The 11,098-nt window shown below is 41.5% G+C and carries 12 protein-coding genes; 6 read left to right on the top strand and 6 right to left on the bottom strand.

The window, feature by feature from the left end; translation table 11 throughout:
• Positions 1-15: 15 nt before the first annotated feature.
• Positions 16-633 (top strand): DNA-3-methyladenine glycosylase, encoded by a 618-nt coding sequence (locus SYN7502_RS11900; RefSeq protein ID WP_015169062.1) that lies wholly within the window; start codon positions 16-18, stop codon positions 631-633.
• Here the strand turns inward: SYN7502_RS11900 and SYN7502_RS11895 are convergent.
• The 4 genes from SYN7502_RS11895 to SYN7502_RS11880 all read right to left on the bottom strand — a co-directional run bounded on the left by SYN7502_RS11895 (position 630) and on the right by SYN7502_RS11880 (position 3,940).
• Positions 630-1,103 (bottom strand): glutathione peroxidase, encoded by a 474-nt coding sequence (locus SYN7502_RS11895; protein ID WP_015169061.1) that lies wholly within the window; start codon positions 1,101-1,103, stop codon positions 630-632. The genes SYN7502_RS11900 and SYN7502_RS11895 overlap by 4 nt on opposite strands.
• 68 nt (positions 1,104-1,171) lie before the next feature.
• Positions 1,172-2,422 (bottom strand): tetratricopeptide repeat-containing S1 family peptidase, encoded by a 1,251-nt coding sequence (locus SYN7502_RS11890; protein ID WP_015169060.1) that lies wholly within the window; start codon positions 2,420-2,422, stop codon positions 1,172-1,174.
• Between the two features lie 56 nt (positions 2,423-2,478).
• On the bottom strand, positions 2,479-3,282 hold the full coding sequence (locus SYN7502_RS11885) for a creatininase family protein (protein WP_015169059.1): 804 nt from the start codon (positions 3,280-3,282) through the stop codon (positions 2,479-2,481).
• On the bottom strand, positions 3,272-3,940 hold the full coding sequence (locus tag SYN7502_RS11880) for a GNAT family N-acetyltransferase (RefSeq protein ID WP_015169058.1): 669 nt from the start codon (positions 3,938-3,940) through the stop codon (positions 3,272-3,274). Before SYN7502_RS11880 ends, SYN7502_RS11885 begins: the two co-directional genes overlap by 11 nt.
• Before the next feature lie 17 nt (positions 3,941-3,957).
• Between SYN7502_RS11880 and msrP the strand changes: the two genes are divergently transcribed.
• The 5 genes from msrP to ispE are packed head-to-tail and all read left to right on the top strand — an operon-like array spanning position 3,958 to position 7,937.
• A complete protein-coding gene (gene msrP / locus SYN7502_RS11875; RefSeq protein ID WP_015169057.1) occupies positions 3,958-4,926 on the top strand; it encodes a protein-methionine-sulfoxide reductase catalytic subunit MsrP in 969 nt (322 codons plus the stop codon).
• A 40-nt stretch (positions 4,927-4,966) separates the two neighbouring features.
• Positions 4,967-5,341 carry a DUF1257 domain-containing protein gene (locus SYN7502_RS11870; protein ID WP_015169056.1) on the top strand — a complete coding sequence of 125 codons (375 nt, stop codon included), beginning with the start codon at positions 4,967-4,969 and terminating at the stop codon, positions 5,339-5,341.
• The gene (locus SYN7502_RS11865) at positions 5,332-6,618 is read left to right on the top strand and encodes a cytosine deaminase (protein WP_015169055.1); all 1,287 of its coding nucleotides are present in this window, start codon (positions 5,332-5,334) and stop codon (positions 6,616-6,618) included. Before SYN7502_RS11870 ends, SYN7502_RS11865 begins: the two co-directional genes overlap by 10 nt.
• A 1-nt stretch (position 6,619) precedes the next feature.
• A complete protein-coding gene (locus SYN7502_RS11860) occupies positions 6,620-6,964 on the top strand; it encodes a hypothetical protein (protein WP_015169054.1) in 345 nt (114 codons plus the stop codon).
• A gap of 52 nt (positions 6,965-7,016) precedes the next feature.
• Complete coding sequence (ispE, locus tag SYN7502_RS11855; RefSeq protein WP_041430144.1) at positions 7,017-7,937, top strand: 4-(cytidine 5'-diphospho)-2-C-methyl-D-erythritol kinase; 921 nt, start codon at positions 7,017-7,019, stop codon at positions 7,935-7,937.
• 24 nt (positions 7,938-7,961) lie between these two features.
• Here ispE and SYN7502_RS11850 read toward each other — a convergent pair whose 3' ends face one another.
• Positions 7,962-8,579 (bottom strand): DUF305 domain-containing protein, encoded by a 618-nt coding sequence (locus tag SYN7502_RS11850; protein ID WP_015169052.1) that lies wholly within the window; start codon positions 8,577-8,579, stop codon positions 7,962-7,964.
• A 39-nt stretch (positions 8,580-8,618) separates the two neighbouring features.
• Positions 8,619-11,096: a chloride channel protein gene (locus SYN7502_RS11845; RefSeq protein ID WP_015169051.1), complete on the bottom strand. Its 2,478-nt coding sequence runs from the start codon at positions 11,094-11,096 to the stop codon at positions 8,619-8,621.
• Between the last annotated feature and the right edge of the window lie 2 nt (positions 11,097-11,098).

The following is an 11,098-nucleotide window of genomic DNA, read 5'->3' as shown; positions in this document are numbered from 1 at the left end:
ATTGCCTAGCTAAAAATGCTCGATCCTGTAGTCTCTTTATTCCTAAACCGCCCTGCTCCAGAAGTAGCTCCCGAACTTCTAGGTTGTTATTTAGTTAGAGAAATAGACGGGGTGAAATATCGGGGCATGATCGTAGAAACCGAGGCTTATGCGCCCGGTGATCCTGCTTGTCACGCCTATGGGAAAAAAAGCGATCGCAATGCGGCAATGTTTGGCAAAGCTGGGTTTATCTATGTTTATTTAATTTATGGAATTTATCACTGTATTAACATCGTGACCGATCAAGAAGATGTCGCCAGTGCGGTATTAATTCGAGCTTTAGCCCTAGATCAAGTCCCACCGTGGATACAGGGAAAACAGGGGAAAAAGAATCATAAAATCCAGCGTTTAGCATCGGGACCAGGGAAACTCTGCCGTGCCTTAAAAATTGATCGATCGCTAAATAATATGCCCTTATCACTGCGATCGGGACTATGGCTAGAGCTACAAACAAACCAATTCCAGATCGTTCAAACTACTAGAATTGGCTTAACTAAGGGTACAGAGATTCCGTGGCGGTGGTATATTGGTGACCATCCTGAAGTTTCGGTTCAGGCTAAAGACGCAAATATTGCAAATAAAAGCAAAGCTTAACTAAGCAAAGCTTCAATATCTTTTTTAAGCTCTGGACTATCAGGGGATACACCTGAGGCATAGTATTTAACTACATTCCCCGATTTATCCACCAAAAACTTATTAAAATTCCACTGCACTTCAGCCTTAGTTGCTTCGGTTAAATACTTATACACATCAACTTTTTCTTTACCCTTAACTTTGACTTTACTAAATAGATCAAAGCTGACATCGTAGGTCAGGGAGCAGAACTGCTTAATTTGTTCTTCAGTTCCAGGTTCCTGTGCGCCAAAATCGTTACTGGGAAATCCTAGGATCACAAAACCTTGATCTTTATATGCCTTATAGAGATTTTCTAAGCCCTTGTATTGAGGGGTATAGCCACATTTAGAAGCAACATTGACAATTAGGGCAACTTTTCCTTGATAATCGGAAAGTTTGGTGTCTTTGCCATCAATATTTTTAACTGAAAAATCGTAGAGTGTAGTCATGGTTTTGATTTTATAGAATTGATTTTGTAGTTTTGATTGCTTAAATTAAACTTAGTTCCAAATTGATTCTACCAATCACACATGGTTTTAATTGCCTGACGACAGGTTTTTAAAGCGATCGCTATGGTTTCCATTGCCCGTTTATACTCATCATCATCACCTTGGCTATTAAATATTTCCGCCGCCTTACGCAAATCAGTCATAGCTGCAAGGGTATCTCCCATGTTATAAAACAAAACTCCCCGATTGTAATAGGCAGAACCTTGTAAAGAGTTATAGTTAATTGCCTCGGTATAGTCTGCGATCGCCTCCCGTTTACTGCCAATTGCCGAAAGAGCTAGTCCTCGTCCCACATAGGTCATGGCATCACTGGGGTTTAAGCGCAGAGCTTTATTAAAGTCACTAATTGCCGCATCTTGATCCCGCAGTACATAGTTTAAAATTCCCCTTTTGCTATAAGCCGCAGCATATCTAGGATTTAGCCTTAGAGCTTGATTTAAATCTTTGATCGCACCATTAACATCTCCTTTTTGGTATTTGTCCCCAGCTTGTAGGAAAAAGTTATCTGCTCCCGACTCAATCGATTTAATCACAGGAGGAATACTACCAAAAGAACTGCTGCTAAAACCAGAGGCAAGCTTTGGAGATTTTTGGATAAAGGTGTTGATGGGAATACCTAAATTAAAACCAGTTTTGACGTAGATAGTGTCGGTTTGACGTTCAAGGGAACCTCCCTCAGCCCTGCCATGAATTGCCACAAGTTGGGCATTATCATCTAAAACTGCACCGCCACTCATCCCAGGTAGGGTTTTATTGGTATAAACCAGCCCATAACCAAATGCCAGAGGTTTAGAAGCATTGGCTGTCACTTGTCCGGGCGTAAATTGATAAATAGACCGATCGATGGCATTACCTACCTTGGGAAATCCCGCTACATAGACAGAAGTACCTTCAGGGGCATTATTTGAGTTGCCGATTTTAGCGACATTGTAGTTACGGTCACTGGTAAATGTAGCGATCGCTAAGTCCACATCTGGTAGTTTTTCTACAGTGTTGTAATCTAAGGGATATTCTTGCTCATCGGCAGTCACAATGGTGTATTTATCTTTTTGATCGATCACATGTTTAGCGGTCAGCACATAGTAAGTATTTTTCTCACGGCAGACAATTACCCCTGAGCCAACTTGATCGGTTTTGATTAATACTGTCACCTGTTTAGCAATTTTGCCAATTTCAACAGCACTCAAAGCGGCGATCGCAGGCTGAGACCAAATCACACTAAGCACAACTGCAGGAACGACATAAAAAGTTTTAAGCATTGTTTACCCAATTATTAATGCCGACTAAATTATCAAAATTTTAGCTCAAGATTCCATCAAGTTCGTGGCTGGGTAAAAAAGTAAATATCCTTAATTACCTGTATCCATCCTGTGGCTAAAGATTGAAGCAGGCGATCGCCCTTAGCCTTAGTAGCAACCGTAGGATCACCAATTACCCCACTTTTACTTAGCTCTTGCACTGTCCACGCAAAGGGTAGTTTCCCTTCCAGAGATAGCAGATTATTGGTGGGAAATCCTTGAGGATACTCCATTACCGCTTGAGTCATATTTACCCGTTCGGGCATTAACGCCAACATTAAACTAGTTTCCGCATCCCCCGCATGAATCCCAATTTCTAATTCCTTGGGACTGAGTAGCTCATGGGCAGCATTTGGCACATTCCAGACAAATAAGGGAAAAACCATAAAATCTGGATACTTCACATGGATATCCCTAGCAAGGATTTGTAAAATTTGGGGCTGTCCGCCGTGGGCATTGACAAATACTAATTTGCGAAACCCAGCACTGTAAATACTTTCAGCTATTTCCATTAATATCTGCCCCAGGGTCTCAGCCGATAGACTAATTGTCCCCGCAAAGGCAATATGCTCATTAGATTTCCCATAGTATAGGGGCGGTAAGCTATAAGCAGGAATAGCATGATCTAGTTGTGTCAAGGCTTTACCTAATACGCCCACAGCAACTATTGCATCCACAGCTAAGGGTAAATGCCCACCATGCTGCTCGATCGCTCCCATCGGTTGAAAAATAATTACATTTTCTTTGTTCGGCATCGCTGCCACCTGTTGCCAACTGAGATATGCAAAGTAACGCTCCGGGGGAATATAACTATGGAGCATGACGATATTCCATTAGCACTAAAGGGCAACCAATTAATTTAGGATGGGGACGAAAAATGTTGTACATATTTTTTAAACTGGGAGATATATTTTCCCATGCAACAGGCATAAAACCATAGGTGGCATAAAATTCCACTAATTTAGGTTTGCAAATTAAGGAAATAGGATGGGAAGATTTGCGAATTAAATAGGTTAATAAATAGGAACCTAAGCCTTGATTACGCCAACGAGGAGAAATATATAAATAACCGAGACTAGAGTTTTTATAATAAAAATTAACCGAAGCACAACCAATTAGCTCCTGCTCGTATTCAATTACCCAGAATCTTGACCAGTTTATTGCTGCGCCTAAAAATATATTCAAAATGATAATAACTAAGGAATTAATCACCGCAATAATTAAAAAACTATTATAAATAATTCCTACGGTTAATAATAATTTCAGCAAAACAGAGGCAAATTCTAGTAGAGAAATTTGTAAGATTAATAATAAAATAGCTGCTAATAAAGTTAAGAATCTATAGAACAGTACTCTGGCATCAAGTTCTAAAACTTCTTCGATTTCAAACTGCCAAACTAATTTTTGGAGATACCATTTATCCTGCGCCTGCGCTCGACGTAATACACATCCCTGGGGTAGTGAGGTAGCATTAATCATAGAAACAAAATTAAAATATGACCCTAATTAAAATACTTCCCGATTGGTTTCTGCCTGAAAATCATGCTACACCAGAATCAGTTTTTCTCAATCGCCGTCGCTTTTTAAAGGGTCTGGGCTTGGGAGCAATCGGCACAGGTATATCTACTACAGTTTTAGGTTGTAACAGCACAAATCAAGAGGCAGTAAAGGAAAATCTTAAATCTGCTAATTTGCAGGCTTTGAACTTTACTAAAAATCCCAATTTTGTTCTTGATCGCCCGCTTACGGATGAGGCAGTGGCAGCAACCTACAATAATTTTTATGAGTTCAGTTCTGGTAAAGATGTCTGGCGGTATGTTGGTAACTTTGAAGCCCATCCTTGGACAGTGGAAATTAACGGCTTGGTCAATAAACCCCAAACCTTAGCGATCGAAGACTTAATTACAAAAATGCCGATGGAAGAACGCCTATATCGTCATCGTTGTGTGGAGACTTGGGCAATGGCTGTACCTTGGGTTGGCTTTTCCCTAAAGTCCTTGATTCAAAGGGTTGAACCTAAATCTACTGCCAAATTTGTGAAATTTACTACCTTTTTTAGACCAAAGCAAGTAAGTCGCCAAGACCTGCAAAATTATCCCTATCCCTATACGGAGGGTTTAACTATGGCAGAGGCAATGAATGATCTGGCTTTTTTAGCAGTTGGTATCTATGGGCATGAGTTACCAAAACAGCATGGTGCGCCGATTCGCTTAGTTGTGCCGTGGAAGTACGGGTTTAAGAGTATTAAATCCATTGATAAAATTGAGTTTATTGATCGTCAACCAGCCACCTTTTGGAATACTTTGGTAGCAAATGAGTATGACTTTGAGGCAAACGTGAATCCCCATCAGCCCCATCCACGCTGGTCACAGGCTACGGAAAGAATGTTGGGTACAGGGGAAAGACGTAAAACTACTATTTACAATGGCTATGCTAACTACGTTGGCGGTCTTTACAAAGCCTAATAAATCTCTAGTAAATCACTTAAATCACTTGTAAAAATTCATGTCCCACTTTACAACCATTAAAGTTGAAATTAAAAACGGTGAGATTCTGCAAAAAACTCTGCAAGAATTGGGCTTTAAGGTTAAATGCCAAGCCCCAGTCCGAGGCTATATGGGCAGTAAAGTTGAGGCTGACTATGTGATTGAGCAGGAGCATGGTTATGACTTGGGCTTTCGTCGCCAAGGAGAAACCTACGAGTTAATAGCTGATTTTTGGGGAGCAATGATTGATCCTCAGGATTTTGTGCGGCTAGTTACTCAGAAATATGCCTATAATTCCCTATTGGCAACGGTAAAAAATCAGGGCTTTACCCTAGAGCAGCAAGAAACCTTAGCAGATGGCACAGTGCGAGTGGTAGTCGGCAGATGGTTATAAGTTCACATTACTGGCTGATTAATGCCCATATTCCCCAATGTCTTCTCCGTCCTATTCCATCCACACAACAACATATTACTAAAGAAGGTCTAGTCTGTTGTGATCTAGAAATTAGGGCGGGTAAGATTATCGCCATTTATCCATCGGAACTTACTCCCGTTATCGATAATTCAGTTTTGAGTTGGGATTTAAAAAAAGGGATAGTTTTACCCTGCTTTGTGGATATGCACACCCATTTGGATAAAGGACATATTTGGGAGAGAACTCCTAATCCTGATGGAACTTTTGAGAGTGCTTTAAGGGCAGTGGCAGGCGATCGCTCGAATAGTTATGATGATCTCTATCGGCGCATGGAGTTTGGCTTAAAGTCTAGCTATGCCCAAGGCACAAAGGCAATTCGCACCCATCTGGACTGCCCGTGGGATTACTTTGACTTAACCTTGCAAGTATTTAAAGACCTGCAAACTAAGTGGAGCGATCGCCTAATTCTACAGCCCGTCTCTTTAATTACTTTAGGTGAATATGCAGGCAAACGAGGAGAGGTGATTGCTGATCGGATTGCTGAACTGGGAGGAGTCGTAGGTGGAGTACCATTTACTGATCCGAATTTAGAGCATCAGTTAGATCGATTATTTAGCTTAGCAAAGGACAGAAACCTAGATTTAGATTTACATACCGATGAAAATGATGATCCAACTTCCCAAACCCTAAAAGCTACAGCAGAAGCAGCATTACGCCATCAATTTAAGGGCAGTATAGTTTGCGATCACTGTTGTAGTTTAGCGGTACAAAGGGATGAAGATGTCAACATAACTCTGGAACTGCTTAAGGCAGCAAAAATCGGCATTGTGTCTCTGCCTATGTGTAATCTCTATTTGCAAGATCGTCATGCCCTAAAAACTCCACGGTGGCGGGGGATAACCTTAATCCATGAATTAAAACAAGCTGAAATTCCCATTGCGATCGCTTCTGATAATGTGCGTGATCCTTTCTTTGGGTTTGGTAATCATGACGGCTTAGAAGTATTTTCTATGGCAGTGAAGATTGCCCACCTAGATACTCCCTACGGTGATTGGATTAAGGCAATTACAACCACCCCTGCGGCACTAATGGGTTTAGAATCTAACTATATTTCCGTAGGGGCATCAGCGGATTTAGTTATCTTTAAAGCCCGCTACTTTAGTGAATTACTATCTCGACCTCAAAGTGATCGCCATGTTCTGAGAAAGGGAATTGCCATTGATACAGCTTTGCCCGACTATGCAGACCTAGATTAATATGCCTAAACTTATCACTATCATCTATGCCCTAGCACTCATTGGCAATAGCATCTGGAAATATCAAGCATCTTATACATCAACTAAAGCTAGTAAGGATGTTGGATCATTAGTCTTTGAAGTCGTAGCGGGCTTAGCCTTGCTCTCTATTGCCTTTAGTATGGATAGTAGCGATCTGAATAGATTATTTCTGAGTTACTATCTGGCACTGGGAATTAGTCTAGTTTTAGTTATTTTCTTTTCCCTAGGACTTTGGCAAAAGCGCACTATTTATTCCATAATTCAACTATCCATATCTTTAGCGTTTTTCATAGCTGGACTGCTTCTACTAGGGGCTATTTCCTAATTATCACATATCCACAAAAAGTACGATCAATTAACACTACCTATAATTCATGTTGTCTAGTCTTTCGCTCAAGGCTCCTGCCAAAGTCAATTTATATTTAGAGATTACAGGTAATCGTCCCGATGGTTATCATGATCTAGTCATGGTGCTGCAAAGTATTAACCTGAGCGATCGCATTGATATTCGGATCACTGGCACCGATCAGATCCATGTTCACTGTGATCACCCTGAAGTACCCACGGATCATACAAATCTGGTTCATAAAGCGGCAAAATTACTGCAAAATCTCTATCCCGACTTTGGTGGTGTCGAAATCTTTATTACTAAAAATATTCCCGTAGGTGCTGGGTTAGCAGGGGGGTCTAGTGATGCGGCGGCGGTACTAGTAGGTATAGATCGACTGTGGAATTTGGGGTTAACTCAAGGTGAATTGCAAGAACTAGCGGCTCAATTAGGTTCAGATGTGCCTTTTTGCATTGGAGGTGGTACGGTTTTAGCTGTGGGTAGAGGTGAGGTATTATCACCATTACCGCCATTGGAAAATTTGGCTTTAGTAATTTGTAAACCCCGAAATTTAGGAATCTCTACGGCATGGGCATACAACACCTTTAGAGCCCAGGGACTTTTAGCCACAAAAACTCCTCATAGCCATTCTAGCCAGATATTAGCAGCTATAGCCTCTAGGGATGAATCTAGTCACCATCAAATTGCCCGACTTTTGTATAACGATTTAGAACGGGTAGTTTTACCTACCTATCCCCAAATTGCTGAACTTAAAAAACAACTTCAAGCCCAAGAATCTCTGGGGGTTTTAATGTCTGGTTCGGGATCAACGGTATTTGCGATCGCCCGCAACTTAGAATCAGCCCAGCGCATTGCCGATAGTATTAATCAAGATCAGCAAGATAAACCCGATCAAATAGATGTATGGGTAACAAGCAGTGCCATCAACGGCATTCAAGACTGGAATTAGGAATACTATAACTACCAAATTATATTAATACCAAGCTTTTCGCCACTTCTGCATTTCTATAATTTCCGCTTTTTGGGAAGTGATAATTGCTTTTGCTAGTTTTTGAATTTCTGGACGCTTAGATTTACTTAGAGCTTCCTGTGCCATAGTCAGAGCACCCTCGTGGTGGGGAATCATGGCATCAATAAACCGCAAATCAAACTTAGCATCACCTGCACCTAAGTCCATACTCATCATCATTGCTTTTTGTTGAGATGCAGACATGGTCATCATATGTCCCATTTCGCCATGCCATGCCATTGGTGTACTACTCATGTTGGGATACCAGAGCTTCCGCCATTTTTGTAGTTGCGCTATTTCTTCCTGTTGAGCCTTAATAATTGCTGTCGCTAGTTTCTGAATTTCTGGACGTTTAGATTTCTTTAAAGCTTCCTTTGCCATTTGGACTGCACCTTGGTGGTGGGGAATCATGGCATCAATAAACCGCAAATCAAGGTTAGCATCAGCCGCCCCCAATTCCATGGACATCTCATCCATATTATGATTCATCATTTTATTCATTTGGGCTGAGGACTGCCATACGCTAGTACCGATGATTGCTGTAACCGTGATCGTTAGAAATAGGTAAGGGGTTAATTTCATCAGTTTCAAATAAATGGTGTATATAAAAATTATAACAACCTAACCACAGCCGATAAAAATCAGCCTACAGTCAACGGCATCAGCAATTTGCTTAATCTCATGGGGCTTAGTAATTAGGACAATCACGTCACTGTTTTCCTGTTTAGCTATATCTACTACAGCGTCGGCAATGGACTTGGCACAAACGGCAGTAGATTCAATAGGATTTTTCAGTTTGCGTGCTAAATTTTGCGGATTAATTAAACCTTCCTCGAAATTAGGTTTATGAAAAATATGACAAAGATGTACTTGGGCATCGGATGCAATTAAATGGGGAAGTAGATTAAAGGCGCGATCAGGAGAACTACAATCTGCCACTACAATCAACCACCTATGGCTAAGATTAGGAAATATTTCTTGAGCTTCTCTGGCTATAACTAAATCACAGGGAACCGACATATAGCCTTGATCCCAATCAAGCAGAAGTAAATCTGTATATCGCTCCTCGATCACTTCTTGAATCGTGACAATTGGATCATGGGAAAGCCGAATTTGCGTATGAATCGGAATATGATTATCTTCCGCTAAGCTTACTGCCTGGCGTAAAAGATGTAATCTACTGGTAATGGGAACGGAGGTTTTAGCAGTAGGTAAATGGGGGGAAATAGTAATTGTACTTAAGCACTCGATTTCATAATCTAAAGATTTAGCGATCGCCTTTGCCACCTCCATTACATATATATTTTGCTCCCATTGCTCTTGCAGGGGAACTAAAAGCCGACCTCTGCCCGTACTGGTACCACGGGTTTGATATACCACATAGGAACGATCTAGATATTGATGGTCTGCGCCCTTGAGCTTATCAACTTCCACGCGTAAAATATCGCTGCGAGTGATAATTCCCACTAATCTATTGGCATCTAGGACGGGTAAACGAGACAGTTTGTAATAGGAAAGTAAATATAAAACCTGAGATAAACTATCTTCGGGGGAAATAGTGACAGGATTAGGGGTCATAATTTCCCGCAGGGATTGATTGCCTTGGAGTTTGCGCTCATTAATTTTGACTAAATCTGTTTGGGTAATAATCCCCACGACACTGCCTGCTTCTAAAACTGGGAACCCCCGATGATGCGATCGCCCGAAAATTAATTTAGCTTCATCTAGGGTCATGTCCACAGTTAGGGTTTCTACTTTTTGGTGCATAATATCTGCGGCTTTTAGGTCTAACCACAGTCCATCCGCAGGCGCTTGGGCATTTAAGAAAATTCCGTTAATTTCGAGGATTTGAGTATAGAGGGAGCCATCTATAAACTTTTCTGCCACTAAATAAGCCACTGCTGTGACAATCATCAATGGTAGGACAATATTAAAATCCATAGTGATTTCAAACACAATCACAAATGCGGTAATTGGTACCTTTGCCACTGCTCCAAAAAATCCCCCCATGCCAGCTAAGGCATACATAGCAGAACTACCCGAATGAGTGATCTCGTTTTCCCAATTGCCCACTATAGAACCCAGGGCTGCCCCTAAAATTAAAGCTGGAGCAAAAAATCCTCCCGGTGTTTCGGCACTGCAAGCAATTAAAGTTAATACAAACCTTGCTAAAAATGCCACTGCCGTTGCCTGCCAGTTGCTTCCTCCTGAGGCTAAAAACTCTTGTAAAGCTGTAGAATCTCGAAAAGTTTCAGGTAATAAACCTACGATTAAACCACAGGTGCAGCCAGCGATCGCAATCCGCCAACGTAATCCTAGTTTAAATATGCGCCGATTCCAGATTATGCCAGCAATCACTCCCCGATTAAATAGAACGGCAAAGCAGCCAACTAATGCTCCTAGCAGAATCAAGAAGGGAATATCAAGGGCGGAAAATTGTAATTTAGAAGTACCTTCGGGTAGAATGCTCCCCCCTAAAATGTGAGAGACTACACCACCCACAAATGATGCCAAAATCGCCGTACTTATAGTCAGACTGGAAACATCTTGGAGTAGCTCTTCAATCACAAATATAACTCCCGCAATGGGAGCATTAAAAGCTGTGGCTAAACCTGCGGCGGCTCCGGCGGCAATCAACTGTCTGCGATAATCTGGGGAAGTGGGTACCCAGCGACTGAGGTGAGCGGCAAGAGATGCGCCGATTTGGACAGATGGACCCTCCCTTCCCAATGCTAAACCTGAGCCCAAGGCTAAAATCGTACTAATTAATTTTACTGTTGCTACTCTTAGGTTTAGAACTACGGGGACATAATCTAAAGCAGCTTTAACTTGAGGAATGCCGCTACCTGAAGCCTCAGGAGCAAACTTTTCAACTATAAAACCCGATAAATAGCCACCACATAATCCAATCAGAGGCAGTACCAAAATTGCTGATAAGTCGTGGGAAATTTGGACGCGCAATCCCCCAAATACACCTATTGACTTTTTCAGCGCAACAGCAGCGAGTGCAGATAATAACCCAATAAAACAAGCTTCCAGTAATACTAATCGCCCAGGTGTAAGCCATTTGTGCAGTCGTTTCAGGTCAGGACTTAGCATTA

The sequence above is a fragment of the Synechococcus sp. PCC 7502 genome (assembly GCF_000317085.1).
Taxonomy (GTDB): domain Bacteria; phylum Cyanobacteriota; class Cyanobacteriia; order Pseudanabaenales; family Pseudanabaenaceae; genus PCC-7502.
The sequence above is the reverse complement of the archived record's forward strand: the minus strand, read 5'-3'. Positions and strand labels throughout refer to the sequence as shown.

What these genes read in the sequence shown, in the direction of transcription:
- msrP (WP_015169057.1), top strand. Translation starts at nt 3,958, where the DNA reads ATGACCCTAATTAAAATACTTCCCGATTGGTTTCTGCCTGAAAATCAT.
- SYN7502_RS11860 (WP_015169054.1), top strand. Translation starts at nt 6,620, where the DNA reads ATGCCTAAACTTATCACTATCATCTATGCCCTAGCACTCATTGGCAAT.
- SYN7502_RS11845 (WP_015169051.1), bottom strand. Translation starts at nt 11,096, where the DNA reads ATGCTAAGTCCTGACCTGAAACGACTGCACAAATGGCTTACACCTGGG.
- SYN7502_RS11880 (WP_015169058.1), bottom strand. Translation starts at nt 3,940, where the DNA reads ATGATTAATGCTACCTCACTACCCCAGGGATGTGTATTACGTCGAGCG.
- SYN7502_RS11885 (WP_015169059.1), bottom strand. Translation starts at nt 3,282, where the DNA reads ATGCTCCATAGTTATATTCCCCCGGAGCGTTACTTTGCATATCTCAGT.
- SYN7502_RS11850 (WP_015169052.1), bottom strand. Translation starts at nt 8,579, where the DNA reads ATGAAATTAACCCCTTACCTATTTCTAACGATCACGGTTACAGCAATC.
- SYN7502_RS11890 (WP_015169060.1), bottom strand. Translation starts at nt 2,422, where the DNA reads ATGCTTAAAACTTTTTATGTCGTTCCTGCAGTTGTGCTTAGTGTGATT.
- SYN7502_RS11865 (WP_015169055.1), top strand. Translation starts at nt 5,332, where the DNA reads ATGGTTATAAGTTCACATTACTGGCTGATTAATGCCCATATTCCCCAA.
- SYN7502_RS11895 (WP_015169061.1), bottom strand. Translation starts at nt 1,103, where the DNA reads ATGACTACACTCTACGATTTTTCAGTTAAAAATATTGATGGCAAAGAC.
- SYN7502_RS11870 (WP_015169056.1), top strand. Translation starts at nt 4,967, where the DNA reads ATGTCCCACTTTACAACCATTAAAGTTGAAATTAAAAACGGTGAGATT.
- SYN7502_RS11900 (WP_015169062.1), top strand. Translation starts at nt 16, where the DNA reads ATGCTCGATCCTGTAGTCTCTTTATTCCTAAACCGCCCTGCTCCAGAA.